The sequence below is a fragment of the Bradyrhizobium sp. genome (assembly GCF_035652035.1).
Lineage (GTDB): Bacteria > Pseudomonadota > Alphaproteobacteria > Rhizobiales > Xanthobacteraceae > Bradyrhizobium.
The window spans coordinates 191,958-208,500 of sequence record NZ_DASREO010000022.1 but is presented as its reverse complement, the minus strand read 5'-3'; the positions used below and the strand labels follow the sequence as shown (position 1 = coordinate 208,500).

Below are 16,543 nucleotides of genomic sequence, written 5' to 3'. Positions count from 1 at the left end.
TTTCTCGTCGATCGGTTATATTTTATCCGGAACAGCATCAATCTCCAGATCGAGCAAGGCAGAGCTCAGCGATTTGCCATGCGCGTCGAGCGCCAGCGACCGTGTGACTCCGCCTCCCAGCGCCCGGTCCATCACGAAGTTGAGTGCGAAAATCTTCGGCAGCTCATAGCGGACCACTTCGCCTTCGACAACGCCGGCGAAATGCGCTTTCACACGCGCAGGCGTCACCTGCGCCACCAGCAGCGGGTAATTCTTCGCGTCATAGGCGATGACGGAAATATTGGAGATGTTGCCCTTGTCGCCGGTGCGGGAATGAGCGATCTCGCGCAGCTTCATCGCTTAAGTACCTCCGACGAACTGTACTTGCGGCGCCGCCAATTCGCGCGGCAGTAGCACGGAAGCAACCGCGACCACATCGCGCGCGGATTTGAATGCCCCGCCCCCACCGGCCGGACCATTGGTGTAGAGCGTTTCGACCTCGTTACCGATCCGAACCGCCTCACGCAGGTTTTCCGTGCGGCCAGTGACGCGAACGCGCACCTCATAGGGGTCGTTGGCGTGACCTGAGACTTGCGCGCCATGCAGGGAATCGACGCCGATCAAATCGAAGCGCAATTCGCTTGTCGCAACACCCGTGAGCTCGAGCCGCTCGCGCACGATGTCGAGCGCGAGCCGGCCACGCGCGAGCGCACCGGGACCGGCATAGGAGATCTGGCCCTCGCCAATAAAACTGTCGACATAACCGACCGATACCTTGAACGTCGGCGGGCGAGCGCTGCCCCGACCGCCGCTGATGCGCACACGATCCTTAGCGAGCTCCTCGATCTCGATTTGCGAGAAGTCCGCGACCACGTCCGGCTGGATATATCTCGCCGGATCATGCACTTCGTAAAGCAGTTGCTCCTTGCAGGTCTGCGCGGTCACCGCGCCACCGGAGCCATCAACCTTGGTGATGATGAGACTTCCATCCTCGCCGACTTCGCCGATCGGAAAACCAAGCCGCGCGAGATCAGCGACGTCCTTGTATAAGGGATCGGCGAAGTAACCGCCGGTGACCTGGCCGGCGCATTCCAGCAAATGCCCGGCAACGATGCCCTTGCCGAGCAAATTCCAGTCATCCATCGGCCAGCCGAAGGCATGGATCAGGGGCGCGAGGAACAGCGCAGGATCGGAGGCGCGGCCGGTGATCACGACATCGGCGCCGCCAGCGAGCGCTTCGACCATCGGCGCTGCGCCGAGATAGGCGTTGGCGGAAATCAGGCGGTTGCCGAGCTGGCTGATCCTGCCGTCGAACTCCATGATCGGCAGGTCGCGCTGCTTGCAGGCCTCGAGAACGTCGTCGCCGACGACCGCCGCAACTTTCAATCGCGAGAGATTCATTGACGCCGCGATGGCGGCGGTCTTGCGCGCCGCCGCGAGCGGATTGGCCGCACCCATATTGGTGACGATCTTGATGCCTTTGGCGGCGCAGATCGGCAGCACCGCCCGCATCCGTTCTTCCAGCAACGGGTCAAAGCCGCTTTCCGGATTCTTTAGGCGCGCCTGCTGGGCCAGCGCCACGGTGCGCTCGCCCAGACATTCGAATACGAGATATTGGATGTCGCCCTTTTCGGCGAGTTCCACCGCGGGCTCGATGCGATCGCCCGAGTAGCCCGCGCCTGACCCGATCCGGATGGTTCGCATTACTTCAGTCCGAAATATGCCTGCCGCAACGCCTCGTTGTCGCTCATTTCCGCGACCGTTCCGGAAAAGCGGATACGGCCGCCTTCGAGCACGAACACGCGGGTCGCCACCTCAAGGAAGCCGATATTCTGCTCGGCGATCAGCAAAGCCAATCCCCTTCCGCGCAGGTCGCTCAGGATCCGGATGACCTCCTTGACGAATAATGGCGACAATCCGGCGGACGGCTCGTCCATCACCAGAAGGCGAGGTTCGGCCGCTAGCGCCTTGGCGATGCCAAGCATTTTCCGCTGACCGCCGGAAAGGCTGGACGCGGGGTTCCGCCGTTTGTCGCGCAGGACCGGAAAGGTGTCATAGAGATCATCGATTTTTGGGTTGGGATGCCCGAGCGCCTGCGCGCCGATGCGAATGTTTTCCTCGATCGACAGGTCGGGAAATACGGCAAGCTCCGACATGTAGGTCATGCCGAGCCGCATCCGCTCGCTGGAGCGCATCCGCGTCACGTCAGCCCCACCCAACCGGATATGACCGTGGCGTGCCTCGATCAGGCCGACCAGCGATTTGAGGAAAGTGGTTTTGCCGGCGCCGTTGGTGCCGAGCAGCAGCACGGTTTCCCCGGCGCGGACGTCGAGGTCGACGCCCCACAGCACCTGCATCGTGCCGTAACCGGCATCGACGCCCTGCGCGGTCAACAAGGGCGTGGCTTCAGGCGGCATGTTCGCCTCCCAGGAACACCTCGATCACCTGCGGCACCTTGACCGCAACCGCAAGCTTGCCCTCGAAGATCTCCTTGCCGGCGTTGAGAACGATAACACGGTCGGTGATATGCTCGATGAAGCCCATGAGATGCTCGACCACGATGATCGCCATGCCGCTTTTGGCGAGCGCCTGGATGCGCCCGGCGATCCAGTCGAGCTCCGCCGGGTTCAGTCCCGCAGCAAGCTCGTCAAGCAACAGCAGCCGCGGACGGGTGGCGAGCGCACGCACGAGATCGAGCATCTTCTGCTGCGCATTGTTGAGATCGGCTGCCGGGCGGTCAGCCACGTCCGCAAGGCGATACTCGTCCAGCAAATCGGCCATCACAGGCGCCGCTGCAGCGCCGCCATAGGCCAGCGCAACCTCGACGTTCTGACGCACGGTCAGCGAGAGGAAGGGTTTTGGAACCTGGAAGGTGCGGTTGATGCCGCGATGAACGAGCTTGTGCGAGGCAACGCCGCCGATCGACGCCCCTTCCAGCATGACTTCGCCGCCATCCGGCGCATAAAGGCCGGAGATGACATTGATGGCCGTGGTCTTGCCGGATCCGTTGGGACCGACCAGCCCCAAAATCTCGCCGGCCGAGACATGGAAGCTCAAGCCGTCCAGCGCGAAGAAGCCGCCGAAGCGCTTCACGAGCTTGGAGACGCCAAGAATGGGTTCAAGGATGGGCGCGTTTTCAGGGGACATGCCACCCCCTGCGCGTTGCGAGCGATACGAGGCCAGCGGGCAGGAACAGCACGAGCCCCATGATCAAGAGGCCATAGATCAGCTGAAAATATTGCGGCGTCGTGAAGCCGATCAAATTGTAGATGCCATAGAGAATGATCACGCCGACGATCGGCCCCGTGATGGTGGCAACGCCGCCGAACAGCGCGAACACGATGGCGAAGATGCTGAATTCGCCGCTGAACACGTTGTCCGGATAGAACACCGAGACGTACCAGGCATAGACGCCGCCGGCGAGGCCGGCGACCAGCGCGGAGGCAAGCCAGGCAATGATGCGCATGCGCACGACGTTGACGCCGGCCATCGATGCGCTGACGGCATCTTCCCGCACCGCCTGTAACGCCAGGCCAAAGCGCGAGTTCTTCAGAAACACCACCGCAGCGAGCGTGAGCGCCAGCACGACCAGCGCCGCCACATAGGCGTGATCGGGGTTGAACGTGCCGGACAGCGAGACGCCGTACGGACCGCGCGTGATCTGTTCAAGCGCCGGATTGGCGATGAAGTGCAGCACCGCAAGCGACGCCGCCAGATTGGCGATCGCGAAATAGGCGCCGGAGAGACGCAACAGCGGCGTCAATATCAGCCCAAGCACGACGCCGACGGCACCACCGGCGAGCACCGCTATGACCGCCGGCGTCTGGAAATGCATCACCAGCACCGCAAAGCCATAAGCGCCGGCGCCGAAGAAGCCGACATAGCCGAACGGCAGATAGCCGGTGAAGCCGTAGATGATGTTCACGCCCTGCGCGAGGATCAGGAAGATCACGAAGTTGAACAGCAGCAGATGGTTTTGATAGACGCCCGGCAGCGCCGCGAAGATGACCAGCAGCGGTAGCGCAATGAGCAGTGTGTGTTTAAGGGCGTTAGGCAACACGCACCCGCCTTCCGAGCAGACCGCTCGGACGAAGCAGCAGGATGAAGATCAGGAGCACGTACGGCAGCAAGTCCGCCCACGAGCTCAAATAGGTCTGCACCACCATGTAGCAGATGCCGTAGACGACGCCGCCGAGCGCGGTGCCGAGGGGATTGCCAAGCGAGCCCAGCACGACGATGGCAAATGACGTGACGGTAGCGTCAGCGCCGAAAGCCGGGGTGACCGAGCCAAACATGAAGGGCACGAAAATGCCGGCGATCGCCGCCAATCCCAGCCCGATGCCGAACGCCGCCGCCGAGACGCGATCGACGTCGATCCCGGTTGCAAATGCCTCGTCACGCCGCGACATCACGGCGCGTGTCAGTGTACCGAGGCGAGTCTGATAGAGATAAAGGTAGACCAGCCCGATCGCGATCAGGCTGGTGACGGCCGCAATCACCCAGGGCGCGGGGAATCCCTGGCCCAAAATCTGCACTGGCCCGGTGCTACCAGGCGTACCGCCGAACAGCTTGACCTTGATGGTGGAAAACACGCTCCCCAATGTGCGGCTTGGTATCGAGCGCTCGCTGGTGCCAAGAAAGATCGTGGTGACGGCTTCGATGACCTGCGACAGGCCGAAGAACAGGATGATCGACAGCATTTCCGGGTTGGTCGAGCCCTGCAGCCGCGGCACCAGCACCCAGTACAAAAGAAGCCCTGCGATCAGAAAGATCACAAAGGCAAGCGGCACGGCGAACAAGGGATCGATCCCGGTCAGCGCCACCAGGCCGAATGCGATGAACGCACCCAGCATCAGGCAGTCGCCGTGCGCGAGGTTGACGATGCGCATGACGCCAAAGACGAGATTGAGGCCAATCCCAACCAGGCTGAAATACAATCCAAAGAGAACGCCGGCGACCAGCGCATAAGTCAGCATCGGCGCTCTACCCCCAACAGGCTACCAACGCTCACGGCCGCGGATAGACGGGCTTGCCGGTCGCTGTCTCATGCGGATAGATCGACACGAACTTCAGATGTCCGTGGTCGTCGAATTCGAGCTGGCCGAGCGGGGTCAATTCGCCGGTCTGCCCGCCCGTCTCATCAAGCGCAAAAGGTCCGCACAGGGTCTTGAGATTTCCGGACAGGCTGAACACGGCGCGACGCAACTCCATCTGGTCGAGGCTGGTCGCGACCGACAGCGCCTTCTCGATAACGAGCCCGGTGGTGTAACCAGCAATGGCATTGAGACCGAACTCCAGCTTGCCATCGGCATTCTTCTTGTCCCACGCCGCCTTGTAGTCCTTGAGGTTCATGCCGAAGTTGACCGGGTATTCCAGGTCGGACGGCGGCACGTAGGTGAACACGTGCTCAAGGCCTTTGTCGCCGACATTCTTCTCGAGAAGCTCCTTCTCGAGGCCCGCATAGATCACAAACAGCATTTTGAACTTGACGCCGACATCCGCGACATTGCGCAGGAAGGCGATGTCGTTTGGCGCGTAGCCGAAGGTAAAGACCGCATCAGGCTGGGCGTTGTTGATGTTGTTGATGATGACCGTGTAGTTGGTGGTCTCGGTCGGCACGCCCTGGTCATAGACGATCTCGACCGGCACACCGGAATCCTTGATGAACTTGCGGAACGCATTGGCCTGGGTGCCGGTGAACTCGTTGGTCGAGTACAGGATCGCGATCTTCTTGATGCCGAGCGCCGGGCCGTCATGGATGACGAAATCCGCCACGGGCTTGGGCCAGATGGTCGACACCGGGTCGGCCATCAGCGCGATGTAGGGATTGTCTTTCGAGAAGAAACTGGCGCCGGTGCCGGTCTGGTCGAACAGGAAGTACTTGTGGTCGCGCGCGATCGTCACGGCGGGCGCGGTCAGGACCGAACCGGAATCGGCGGCCAGCAAATCGACCTTATCCTGGGTGATGAGCTGATTATAAAGTGTGGAGGCCGTCGCGGTGTTGCTCTGGTCGTCATAGGCGACAATCTTCACGGGCAATTTCTTGTCGAACGCCTTGACGTAGACCCCGCCATCGGCGTTCTTCAGATCGGCCCAAAGCTTGAGGCTGGTGTAGACCGGCATCGAAATCGATGCGAAGCGCCCGGACGAGGCGTAGAGGGTGCCGATCTTGATTTCCGTCGGCGCATCCGCAGCATAAGCCTGCGCGGCAAACAACCCGGCAAGCGCCGCAACTACCACCCTCAACATGACTTTCTCCCGGCTTTTTCTTGAGTTCCGGCGGACCATAGCCCGGGGGGTTGCCGGGATACAAGCGCCCCCGTCTAGGCAAAAATCACTAGGGAATCGAAGCGCATCGGGCGGGTCGACTGGACCGTTGACGGCACGCGGTCCATTGTCGCATCAACGATCAAAACGCGGGGCCTAATGTCCCGTTCCTAGTGTGGCGACTCTGACGTTCCTTTCAGTTCTGCTGCGACCTCGTCAAAGGAACGTCAGAGTCAAAGCCACACTAGAATCATAGGTTTGCTAGTGTCCCTTGGGTTCTGACATTCGTAAACCAACCCGCCGCGACATCATACGAATGTCAGAACCGGGACACTAGTGGAGGATAAGATGGCCGAGCCGGCGCGTGCGCGACCAAAGCCGACACCCGAAACGCAACATTTCTGGGATGGCACGCGCGCGGGCGAGCTTCGTCTCCAGCGCTGTGACGCCTGCGCGACAGCCTACTTCCCGCCCCGCCCCTTTTGTCCCGCCTGCGGCTCGCGCGAGGTCAGCGTCTTCAAGGCCAGCGGCAAGGCCACGCTTTACAGCTATGTCATCCATCACCGGCCGGTCCCCGGCTTCACCCCGCCCTACGCGATCGCCGTGGTTGAGCTGGAAGAAGGCCCGCGCATGATGACCAACATTGTGGATTGCCCGCCGACGCCTGAAGCGCTCGAACTCGACATGAAGCTTGAGGTCGTCTTCGAGAAGCTCGACGACGCCACCACCCTGCCTCTGTTCCGGCCAGCGAAGGATTGAGCGGCATGCGCAGGAATGAAGTGGCCGTCGTCGGCGCTGCGGAGACCACCGAGCTTGGCGTCATCCCGCATATGTCGCAAATCCAGCTCCATGCCGATGCGGCGCTGAATGCGATCGCGGATGCCGGTCTGAAACTGTCCGACATCGACGGCTTTGCGACGGCGGTCGAGACCCCGCAGCAGATCGCGCACTATCTCGGCATTACGCCGACCTGGGTCGACGGCACGTCGGTCGGCGGCTGCTCGTTCATGCTGCATGTCCGCCATGCCGCCGCTGCGATCGAGGCTGGCCTTTGCAAGACCGTCCTCATCACACATGCGGAAAGCGGCAAATCGAATATCGGCCGCACCCCGCGCATGATCGGGCCCGACAGCTTGAACGGTCAGTTCGAATTGCCCTACGGCGTCTCGACGCCGGCAAGCCTCTTCCCCATTCCCGTGCTGCGTTACATGAAGACGCACGGCATCACCCACGAGCAGCTCGCGATGGTCGCGGTGGTGCAGCGCGAATGGGCGGCGAAAAATCCGCGCGCCACCATGAAGACGCCGATCACGGTCGAGGACGTCTTGAATTCGCGGATGATCGCCTATCCGTTTCGCATCCTGCAATGCTGCCTCGTGACCGACGGTGGCGGCGCGCTGATCCTGACGTCAGCCGACCGCGCCAGGGATTTTCCGCAGAAGCCGGTCTATGTTCTCGGTACCGGCGAGAGCGTGGAAGCGCCGATGGTCAGCCAGATGCAGAGCTTCGACAGCTCTCGCGCTTTTCGCGTCGCCGGCCCCCTCGCCTTCAAGGAAGCCGGCATCACCCACAAGGACGTCGATCATTTGATGATCTACGACGCGTTTGCGCATTTGCCGCTCTACGGCCTGGGCGACCTCGGCTTCATGCCGCATGAAGAGACGGGCAAGTTCATCGCCGACGGCCACACCAGGCCCGGCGGCAAGCTGCCGCTCAACACCAATGGCGGTGGGCTGAGCTATATGCACTCCGGCATGTACGGCATGTACGCGCTGCAGGAGAGCGTGCGGCAAATGCGCGGCATCGCGCCGGCGCAGGTTCAGGGCGCGAAAATCTCGGTCTGCCATGGCGTCGGCGGCATGTTTGCCGCGTCGGGCACGATCATTTTTACGAACGAGAAATAGCCTCGTCATTCCGGGATGGTCCGAAGGACCAGACCCGGAATCTCGAGATTCCGGATTCGACGCTGACGCATCGCCCCGGAAATGACAAAAGATAACCGGGAGATCCTCATGACAAAATCACTCGACGGCAAATCCATCATCGTGACCGGCGCTGGCCGCGGCATCGGGCGCGAAATCGCGCTGTTATGTGCGGCGGAAGGCGCCAAGGTCGTCGTCAACGATCCCGGCGGCGCGGCCGATGGTTCGGGCACAAGTGCAGCGCCGGCCGAGGAAGTCGTCGAGGAAATCAAGAAGCGCGGCGGCACGGCAGTCGCCAATTTCGAAACGGTTGCTGAAGCCGTTCCGGCAAGCCGGATCGTCAAGATGGCGGTCGATCATTTCGGCAAGCTCGACGGCGTCGTCAACAATGCCGGCATCCTGCGCGACGCGATCTTTCACCGCATGAGCATCGATGCCTTCGAATCCGTCATCAAGGTGCACCTGATGGGCTCATTCTATGTCTCGCATGCCGCAGCGCGCCTGTTCCGCGAACAGGAAAGCGGATCGTTCGTCCACTTCACCTCGACGTCTGGCCTGGTTGGCAATTTCGGTCAGGCAAACTATTCGGCGGCGAAGCTCGGCATTGTTGGTCTCTCAAAATCGATTGCGCTCGACATGAACCGCTTCAACGTGCGCTCGAACTGTGTGTCGCCCTTCGCCTGGAGTCGTTTGATCGGCACCATTCCGACCGAAACGGAAGCCGAGAAGGCCCGCGTGGCGAATATCCAACGGATGGGTCCCGAGCGGATCGCGCCTGTGGTCGCCTACCTGCTGGGCGATGCGGCCAAGGATGTCACAGGCCAGATTTTTGCGGTGCGACTGAACGAGATTTTCCTGATGAGCCAGTCGCGCCCGCTGCGCTCGGTTCATCGCGGCCAAGGCTGGACGGTGGAAAGTCTTGCGGAGCACGGCATGCCCGCGTTGAAGCCATCGTTCTACAAGCTGGACCGCTCGGCGGATATTTTCAGCTGGGATGCGATCTGAGAGACGGCTCCCAGCATTTTGTTCCTAATCGCGCTCGCGCTAAATCCAGTTGGCCGACGCCAATCTGCATAGCCGCCATACCCGCGATCTGCAGTTGCCTCTGTTGCGCCGCCCGTTTTGTGCCGGAATTCGGGCAGACGTTTCGCTGCCAAAGCAAAACAAACGGAGGAAACATGACGAACAGATTGCACTCTCATGATGGCGACCAAAGGTCAGGCGGCGTCGATCGGCGCAAGCTGATCAAGGGAGCAGCCGCCCTCGCCGCAACCGCGGTAACCGCGACGGCGGCCTCTGCGACCGAGCGGCCGTTGGGCGAAACGGCGGTTCGGCTCCGGGAGACCCAACCGTTCCCGTTGGGGCCACTGCCCGGCACGCGCTACCCCGACGCGCATATCGAAGCTCTGGACAAGAGCTTCAAGGGCAGTCCCGGGACCGGCGCGGTTGAGCGCGTGGCGACCGGCTTCCGCTGGGCCGAGGGGCCGGTCTACTTCCCGGCCGGGCGCTTTCTCTTGTTCAGCGACATTCCGAACAACCGCATCATGCGCTACAGCGAAGATGATGGGCACTTGAGCGTCTTTCGTCAGCCGTCGATGAACTCGAACGGCAACACCATCGATCGGCAGGGGCGGCTGCTCACGTGCGAACATAGCGGCCGACGCGTCACGCGCACCGAGCTTGACGGCTCGCTCACCGTCATCGCCGACAAGTACCAGGGCAAGAAGCTCAACGCGCCGAACGACATCGTCGTCGATTCCACTGGCGCGATCTGGTTCACGGATCCGGGCTACGGGATCAAGGGAGACTATGAGGGCCTCAAGGAGCCGTTCGAACAGGACAAGCACAATGTCTTCCGGGTCGATCCAAAATCCGGCGAGATCAAGGTCGTCGCCGACGATTTCGTGATGCCGAACGGCATCACGTTCTCGCCCGACGAGAAGAAGCTCTATGTCATCGACACCGGCCTCACCGAGGGAGAGGGAAATCCGGCGTGGATCCGCGTGTTCGACGTCGATATCGATGCGGGCAAGTTGTCGAACGGCAAGGTCTTCGCCAAGGACTTCGCGCCCGGCTTTACCGACGGAATGCGCTGCGACACCGACGGGAATGTCTGGTGCTCCATGGGTTGGGGTGACCCCAAGGAAGATGGGGTGCGCTGCTACAATCCCGAAGGCCACCTGATCGGCAAGATTCATCTGCCGGAGACGGTTGCCAATCTGACCTTCGGCGGCCAGCAACGAAACAGGCTCTACATCTGCGGCTCGACGTCGCTTTATGCGCTGTACACCAGCGCGAAAGGCGCCATGAAGCCGTGATCGCTTCCTCTTCGCATAATTGCTGAGAAGCGCAGTTCGCGTTAGCTTGCCTCATTCGGGACGCGGTGACGCGTCCCGAATGTCATGTAAGGGCGGCTAAAGGCGAGAAGCGAAAATGACCAACGAGTTGCGGCCTCCGCGCGGACCCGCGCGTGATTTCGGACCGAACGCGCCACCCCAGCGCTATCCCGATCCCGACATCGTCGTCATCGATCGCAAGCGCTTCAAGGCAAAGGTCGGCAACACCTCCATCAAACGACTCTATACCGGCTGCCTGTGGGCGGAGGGCCCGGCCTGGAATGCACAAGGCCAGTATCTCGTCTGGAGCGACATTCCGAACAACCGGCAACTGCTTTATCTCGAAGGCGATGGGCACGTCTCCGAACAGTTCCGCAAGCCCACCAACGAAGCCAACGGCAACACCTTCGATTTTCAGGGACGGCAGATCACCTGCGAGCGGACGCGCGTGGTTCGCTTCGAGCACAACGGGTCGGTCACGGTACTCGCCGAACATGCAGGCGGAAAGCCGTTGAACAGTCCGAACGATGTCGTCGTCCATCCCAATGACGGCTCGATCTGGTTCACCGATCCCGGCTATGGCGCGATTGTCCTTTACGAAGGGCAACGCACCACCGACGGCTCGGTCCAGCCGTATCAGAAGGAAGCCGTGTACCGCGTCGATGCGCAAACGGGCGAGGTCAGGAAGGTCGCCGACGAAGCATTCAAGCCGAACGGCATCGCCTTCAGCCCGGACTACAAGAAGGTCTATATCTGCGACAGCGGGATCACCCACTATCCGCAGGCCAGAAACGTCGTCTGGCAGTACGACCTCAACGGCGACAAGCTCTCAAATCCGCGCCCGCTGATCGACATGGCGCTCAATGGAAGATCGGGTTTTCCAGACGGACTGCGGGTCGACACCGAAGGCAACATCTGGGTCGGCGCCGGATGGGTCGGCGAAGGCTATGACGGGGTACAGGTGTTCGCGCCCGACGATGGCCAGCGGATCGGCCAGATCTGCCTGCCGGAGTGCTGCGCCAATCTCTGCTTCGGCGGCAAAAAGCGAAACCGCCTGTTCATGACCGCGAGCCAGTCGCTCTACGCGGTCTATGTCGAAACGCAGGGCGCACACAATTGCTAGCCGCCACGGCAGTGTGCTCCCTCTCCCTTTGGGAGAGGGTTGGGGTGAGGGGTTACGGTCTTTCCTGAGGCGAACCCCCTCACCCGGATCGCACTGGACGATGCTGACGCATCGCCAGGAGCGATCCGACCTCTCCCCATGGGAGAGGTGACGCCCGCAGGAAATCCCACCGCGTTTAGCCGCTGTTACGCAAGCCGGCGGAAATTCCGTTGATGGTGATCTGAATGCCGCGCAGCACCTGCTCGTCGGTGTTTTGCGCCCGATGCTCCTTCAGAAGCTCGACCTGCACGTGATTCAATGGATCCATGTAAGGAAAACGATGGCGGATCGAGCGCTCGAGCGGCGGATTGCTTTCAAGTAGCCGTGTCTGCCCCATGATCTCCAGCAGCGCGTCGATCGAACTCTGCCATTCGCGCCGGATGCGCTCGAAGATCTTTTCGCGAAGCGCGACGTCGCCCACGAGCTCCGCGTAGCGTGAGGCGATCGCGATCGAACTCTTGGCGAGCACCATGTCCATGTTCGAGAGCAACGAGCGGAAGAACGGCCACTCCTGATAGAGCTCCTTCAGGAAGGCCATACCGGCGTCGGGATTTTCCTTCACCCATGCCTCAACCGCGCTGCCAAAGCCATACCATCCCGGCAGCATCAGGCGGCACTGCGCCCAACTGAACACCCAGGGAATGGCGCGCAGGTCCTCGATCGCGCGCGTCTTCTTGCGCGACGCCGGCCGGCTGCCGATGTTAAGCGTTGCGATCTCGGTGATGACCGTGGAAGCCCAGAAGTAATCCGAAAAGCCCTCGGTCTCATAGACCAGACCGCGATAGGCCTTGAAAGCGTGCGCCGAGAGCTGTTCCATCGCCTTCAGATATTCCGCACGGGGAGCGCTTTGTCTCGGATGCAGAAGACTCGCCTCCAGCGTCGCCGCCGCCAGAATTTCGAGATTGTCGAGGCCAACATCCGCATTGGCGTATTTGTTGAAATTGATTTCGCCCTGTTCGGTAATCCGGATCTGGCCGTTCACCGCGCCACCCGGCTGGGCGATGATCGCATCGTAGCTCGGGCCGCCGCCCCGTCCGACCGATCCACCGCGGCCGTGGAAGAGCCGCAGCCGCACATGATGCCGCTCGAACACGTCGACGAGACCGATCTCGGCCTTGTAGAGCTCCCAGCCCGAGGTGACATAGCCGCCATCCTTGTTGCTGTCGGAGTAACCGAGCATCACCTCCTGCACAGAGCCGTGGCAATCCACGAGCTTGCGGTAATCGTGCATCGACAGGATGCGGTCCATGATATGGGCGGACGCCTGCAAGTCCTCGATGGTCTCGAACAACGGCACGATGTTGACCGCGCTGCGGCCGGAAGGATCGACGAGGCCGACCTCCTTCAACAGAACCGCGACCTCCAGCATGTCGGAGATACCCTTGCACATCGAGATGATGCAGTGTGGGATCGCATCCGCTCCGTACATGGCATGGGCCTCGGCGGCAGCGCGGAAAACCGCGAGTTCGCCCAGCGTCTCCTCGCTGTACTTGACGAAGGCCGACGTCAGCGGCCGCGCATTGCGCAGCTCGCTGGTTAGAAGCGCGATCCGCGCCTCCTCGCTCAAAGCAAGGTAAGACTTGCCCGGCATCGCGGCATCGATCAGTTCGGCGATCGTGCGCTCATGCACGGCCGAGTTCTGACGCATATCAAGACGCGCGAGATGAAAGCCAAAACAGTCTGCGGCACGCCGGAGGTGACGCAACCGGCCGCGGGCGATCACGCGGGAATTATTCGCAAGCAACGAGCGGTAGAGAATATCGAGCTCGGCCTTGAATTCGGCGGCGCTGGCATATGGCGCAGCTTCGCCGACCGCGGCGCGCGTGGTTTCGACCTCAAGCCGCGCGGCGGTCGCGGTGAGCCGGGCGAAGATGCCGGAGACCGCGAGCCGATAGGGCTCACCGCTTCGATGCGGTGACTTGTCCGGCGATTTCTCGGCCAGTGCCCGCAGATCCTTCGAGACGTCGGCGAGATGCGCGGCCAGCGACAGCTCGGAGCCGAGGATGTGCAATTCATCAAGATAGAAGCGAAGCACGCGGCTCGACTGCATCTTCAGGGTGCCGCGCATCACGTCGGCGGTGACGAACGGATTGCCGTCGCGGTCGCCGCCGATCCAGCTACCCATCTTCAGGAAGGATGCGAGTTCGCCTTGCGCAGTCCCATCGCTTTCGTTGAGGCGGTCTTCGAGCCTGCAATGCAGGTTCGGAACTTCGTTCAGAAACGTATAGTCATAGAAGGACAGGCCGTTGGCGACTTCGTCGAGCACGGTCAGCCGCGTGCGGCGCAGGATGTTGGTTTGCCACAGCGTCAACACCGCCCGCCGCAACTGTTCGTCGCTGGCGGCGAGTTCCTCCGGCGTGAACTGCACCCGTTCGCGGTGGCCGAGAACGGTGGCAATTTCCATTTCGCGGTCGATGGTGCTCTTGCGGCGGACTTCGGTCGGATGCGCGGTCAGCACGGGACTGACCAGCGCGGAGGCAAAGAATTTGCGCAACTTTGCTGCGCTGATGCCGGCCGTGCGTGCATGCAACAAAGTTTGCGCCAACGTCCCCGGCCGTGGTTCCCCGCCGGCCCTGGCGTGCTGGCGCATCCGGCGGATGTTGTTCTGGTCTTCGGCGATGTTGGCCAGATGCGAGAAATAGCTGAAGGCGCGCACGATGCGTACCGTCTGGCTGATCGACATGCTGTCGAGGATCAGTTCCAGCTCGCGCCGAGCCGCCTTGTCGTCGCCACGGTGAAAGCGGATCGACGTCTGCCGGATGCGTTCGACCAGATCGAAGACGTCAGCTCCCTCCTGGTCGCGGACGGTATCGCCGAGGATGCGGCCCAACAGGCGGATGTCGTTCCTCAACCGGACATCTTCCTCAAGCGCGGCAGCCTCTTCGCCGCGACTGGATTCGAGCCCGTTTTCAGAAAGCATGGTGTGCGACGACATCGCTAAAATGCTCCAGGGTGCACCCTTGAGTCGCAATTTTTGCGGCGCAGCGCAAGGTCAAGAAACAGGCGGATTGCCCTTGCCATGCCCCAATCGTTTCCGTCGGCGCGGATTGCGTGGCGGATGCGCGTTACGGATCGACAAATTGCGGGGCGCGCTTGTCGATATTGGCGCGCACGGCCTCCTGCTGATTGCGGCTGCCGATCAGCTTCTGCTGTTCGACCGATTCGGCAAGGAGCGCTGGCGCAGCATCGACCGAGAGCTTGTTGAGCAGGCGCTTGGCCGCCCTGATCGCCTCGGGGCTCTTGGCGGCAATTTCACGCGCGACTTCAAATGCAGCCGTGCGGGGGTCATCGCAGATCCTGGTCGCGAGACCGTAGCCGAGCGCCTCCTGTGCCGAGAAGATCCTCCCGGTATAGGTCAGCTCGCGCAGGATATCGTCGCGCACGAGGCTGGCCAGGATCGGCGTTCCCGCCATGTCCGGCACCAGACCCCATTTGATTTCCATGATCGACATCCGCGCATCAGCGCTCAGGAACCGCATGTCTGCACCCAGCGCGAGCTGAAAGCCGCCGCCGAATGCGACCCCGTGAACTGCGGCGATCACCGGGACCGGAATCTGTCGCCAGCCCCACACCGCCATTTGCGGGAAATTCGCGATGCCGTGAGTGCGTACGGTGAGATCGCGCGCTTCGGCGCCGGCAATGCCGTTGCCGCCCTTTTCCTTCATCGCGGCGAAGCGGCCCATGTCGAGCCCTGCACAGAATGCACGGCCCTCCCCGGACAATACTACCGCGCGTAGGCCTTTCTCCGCGGCAAGTCGCGTCGCGGTTGCGACCAGCGCATCGAACATCGCGGCATCGAGTGCATTCATCTTGTCGGCGCGAACCAGGCGGACATCGGCAACGCCGTCCGTGATCGTCACTTGCACCCGATCGTCCATGTCGATTCCCTCCTATATCCAACGAACAGCTTTACACGAAAGCCTGGTCCGGTTTTAGTCGGCTGCTTGTCAGGCAAGAAGGGGGACCACATCATGTTCAGCGAAAAACTCCTCGAAGGCCGGCGAATTCTTGTCACCGGCGGCGGCACCGGGCTCGGCAAGGCAATGGCGACCCGCTTTCTCGAACTCGGCGCCGAAATCCATATCTGCGGACGCCGCAAGAGCGTCTGCGACGAGACCGCGACGGAATTGATGGACCTCTACGGCGGCCGCGTGACCAGTCACGGTGTCGATATCCGCAATGCGCAGGCCGTCGACGAAATGGTCGAGTTGATTTTCAAGGACGGTCCACTGACCGACCTCGTCAACAACGCGGCCGGCAATTTCATCTCGCGCACCGAGGATCTTTCGTCGCGCGGATTCGACGCCGTCGCCAACATCGTGATGCATGGCACATTCTACGTCACCCAGGCCGTCGGGCGGCGCTGGATCGCCAGCAAGCTGCCCGGCAACGTGGTGTCGATTACCGTCACCTGGGTCCGCAACGGCAGTCCTTATGTGGTGCCGTCGGCCATGAGCAAATCCGCCGTGCATGCCATGACGATGTCGCTTGCGGCCGAATGGGGCCGCTATGGCATCCGGCTCAACACGATTGCCCCGGGCGAAATTCCGACCGAAGGCATGAGCAAGCGCATCAAACCGGGCGACGAGGCCGGTGCGCGCACCAAGGCGATGAACCCGATGGGTCGTGTCGGCACGATGGAAGAGCTGCAAAATCTCGCGGTGTTCTTGATCTCCGGCGGCTGCGACTGGATCAACGGCGAAACGATCGCAATGGACGGCGGCCAGGCGCTCGCGATGGGCGGCAATTTTTATCAGCTGCGCGACTGGTCCGACGCCGACTGGGAAGCTGCGCGCGAACAGATCAAGGCGCAGAACGAGAAAGACCGCGCTGCAAGACAATAGAAGCTTCGTCCGGTCCGGGAGTAAGGACGCAGC

15 protein-coding genes are annotated in these 16,543 nt (G+C 61.8%); 6 read left to right on the top strand and 9 right to left on the bottom strand.

Annotation, left to right across the window (positions count from 1 at the left end):
* Positions 1-15: 15 nt before the first annotated feature.
* The 7 genes from VFB05_RS08905 to VFB05_RS08875 are packed head-to-tail and all read right to left on the bottom strand — an operon-like array spanning position 16 to position 6,228.
* Complete coding sequence (locus VFB05_RS08905) at positions 16-336, bottom strand: AtuA-related protein (RefSeq protein ID WP_325011160.1); 321 nt, start codon at positions 334-336, stop codon at positions 16-18.
* A 3-nt stretch (positions 337-339) separates the two neighbouring features.
* Positions 340-1,683 (bottom strand): acyclic terpene utilization AtuA family protein, encoded by a 1,344-nt coding sequence (locus VFB05_RS08900; protein ID WP_325011158.1) that lies wholly within the window; start codon positions 1,681-1,683, stop codon positions 340-342.
* Entirely contained in the window at positions 1,683-2,396 is a 714-nt protein-coding gene (locus VFB05_RS08895) for an ABC transporter ATP-binding protein (protein WP_325011156.1), read from the bottom strand. Before VFB05_RS08895 ends, VFB05_RS08900 begins: the two co-directional genes overlap by 1 nt.
* Positions 2,386-3,126: an ABC transporter ATP-binding protein gene (locus VFB05_RS08890; protein ID WP_325011154.1), complete on the bottom strand. Its 741-nt coding sequence runs from the start codon at positions 3,124-3,126 to the stop codon at positions 2,386-2,388. The genes VFB05_RS08895 and VFB05_RS08890 overlap by 11 nt, the downstream gene beginning before the upstream one ends.
* Complete coding sequence (locus VFB05_RS08885) at positions 3,116-4,039, bottom strand: branched-chain amino acid ABC transporter permease (protein WP_325011152.1); 924 nt, start codon at positions 4,037-4,039, stop codon at positions 3,116-3,118. Before VFB05_RS08885 ends, VFB05_RS08890 begins: the two co-directional genes overlap by 11 nt.
* On the bottom strand, positions 4,029-4,955 hold the full coding sequence (locus VFB05_RS08880; protein WP_325011150.1) for a branched-chain amino acid ABC transporter permease: 927 nt from the start codon (positions 4,953-4,955) through the stop codon (positions 4,029-4,031). The genes VFB05_RS08885 and VFB05_RS08880 overlap by 11 nt, the downstream gene beginning before the upstream one ends.
* A gap of 31 nt (positions 4,956-4,986) precedes the next feature.
* Entirely contained in the window at positions 4,987-6,228 is a 1,242-nt protein-coding gene (locus tag VFB05_RS08875; RefSeq protein WP_325011148.1) for an amino acid ABC transporter substrate-binding protein, read from the bottom strand.
* Between the two features lie 366 nt (positions 6,229-6,594).
* Here VFB05_RS08875 and VFB05_RS08870 point away from each other — a divergent pair, with 366 nt between their 5' ends.
* From VFB05_RS08870 to VFB05_RS08850, 5 genes are all read left to right on the top strand, one after another.
* A complete protein-coding gene (locus VFB05_RS08870; protein ID WP_325011146.1) occupies positions 6,595-7,005 on the top strand; it encodes a Zn-ribbon domain-containing OB-fold protein in 411 nt (136 codons plus the stop codon).
* Between the two features lie 5 nt (positions 7,006-7,010).
* Positions 7,011-8,150, top strand: coding sequence for a thiolase C-terminal domain-containing protein (locus VFB05_RS08865; protein WP_325011145.1), 1,140 nt, complete (start codon positions 7,011-7,013; stop codon positions 8,148-8,150).
* A 108-nt stretch (positions 8,151-8,258) separates the two neighbouring features.
* Positions 8,259-9,173, top strand: a complete 915-nt coding sequence (locus VFB05_RS08860) for an SDR family NAD(P)-dependent oxidoreductase (protein WP_325011143.1) — start codon at positions 8,259-8,261, stop codon at positions 9,171-9,173.
* Positions 9,174-9,346: 173 nt separating this feature from the next.
* The gene (locus VFB05_RS08855; protein ID WP_325011141.1) at positions 9,347-10,486 is read left to right on the top strand and encodes an SMP-30/gluconolactonase/LRE family protein; all 1,140 of its coding nucleotides are present in this window, start codon (positions 9,347-9,349) and stop codon (positions 10,484-10,486) included.
* A gap of 115 nt (positions 10,487-10,601) precedes the next feature.
* On the top strand, positions 10,602-11,627 hold the full coding sequence (locus tag VFB05_RS08850; RefSeq protein ID WP_325011139.1) for an SMP-30/gluconolactonase/LRE family protein: 1,026 nt from the start codon (positions 10,602-10,604) through the stop codon (positions 11,625-11,627).
* A 175-nt stretch (positions 11,628-11,802) separates the two neighbouring features.
* Here VFB05_RS08850 and ppc read toward each other — a convergent pair whose 3' ends face one another.
* Together ppc and VFB05_RS08840 are read right to left on the bottom strand one after the other, a co-directional pair.
* On the bottom strand, positions 11,803-14,601 hold the full coding sequence (ppc, locus tag VFB05_RS08845) for a phosphoenolpyruvate carboxylase (RefSeq protein WP_325011137.1): 2,799 nt from the start codon (positions 14,599-14,601) through the stop codon (positions 11,803-11,805).
* Between the two features lie 130 nt (positions 14,602-14,731).
* Complete coding sequence (locus VFB05_RS08840; RefSeq protein WP_325011135.1) at positions 14,732-15,544, bottom strand: crotonase/enoyl-CoA hydratase family protein; 813 nt, start codon at positions 15,542-15,544, stop codon at positions 14,732-14,734.
* Between the two features lie 93 nt (positions 15,545-15,637).
* Here VFB05_RS08840 and VFB05_RS08835 point away from each other — a divergent pair, with 93 nt between their 5' ends.
* A complete protein-coding gene (locus VFB05_RS08835; protein WP_325011132.1) occupies positions 15,638-16,510 on the top strand; it encodes an SDR family oxidoreductase in 873 nt (290 codons plus the stop codon).
* Positions 16,511-16,543 lie beyond the last annotated feature (33 nt).

Coding starts and splice junctions, on each gene's coding strand:
- VFB05_RS08860 (WP_325011143.1), top strand. CDS start 8,259: ATGACAAAATCACTCGACGGCAAATCCATCATCGTGACCGGCGCTGGC.
- VFB05_RS08880 (WP_325011150.1), bottom strand. CDS start 4,955: ATGCTGACTTATGCGCTGGTCGCCGGCGTTCTCTTTGGATTGTATTTC.
- ppc (WP_325011137.1), bottom strand. CDS start 14,601: ATGTCGTCGCACACCATGCTTTCTGAAAACGGGCTCGAATCCAGTCGC.
- VFB05_RS08855 (WP_325011141.1), top strand. CDS start 9,347: ATGACGAACAGATTGCACTCTCATGATGGCGACCAAAGGTCAGGCGGC.
- VFB05_RS08895 (WP_325011156.1), bottom strand. CDS start 2,396: ATGCCGCCTGAAGCCACGCCCTTGTTGACCGCGCAGGGCGTCGATGCC.
- VFB05_RS08905 (WP_325011160.1), bottom strand. CDS start 336: ATGAAGCTGCGCGAGATCGCTCATTCCCGCACCGGCGACAAGGGCAAC.
- VFB05_RS08875 (WP_325011148.1), bottom strand. CDS start 6,228: ATGTTGAGGGTGGTAGTTGCGGCGCTTGCCGGGTTGTTTGCCGCGCAG.
- VFB05_RS08890 (WP_325011154.1), bottom strand. CDS start 3,126: ATGTCCCCTGAAAACGCGCCCATCCTTGAACCCATTCTTGGCGTCTCC.
- VFB05_RS08900 (WP_325011158.1), bottom strand. CDS start 1,683: ATGCGAACCATCCGGATCGGGTCAGGCGCGGGCTACTCGGGCGATCGC.
- VFB05_RS08850 (WP_325011139.1), top strand. CDS start 10,602: ATGACCAACGAGTTGCGGCCTCCGCGCGGACCCGCGCGTGATTTCGGA.
- VFB05_RS08835 (WP_325011132.1), top strand. CDS start 15,638: ATGTTCAGCGAAAAACTCCTCGAAGGCCGGCGAATTCTTGTCACCGGC.
- VFB05_RS08870 (WP_325011146.1), top strand. CDS start 6,595: ATGGCCGAGCCGGCGCGTGCGCGACCAAAGCCGACACCCGAAACGCAA.
- VFB05_RS08865 (WP_325011145.1), top strand. CDS start 7,011: ATGCGCAGGAATGAAGTGGCCGTCGTCGGCGCTGCGGAGACCACCGAG.
- VFB05_RS08840 (WP_325011135.1), bottom strand. CDS start 15,544: ATGGACGATCGGGTGCAAGTGACGATCACGGACGGCGTTGCCGATGTC.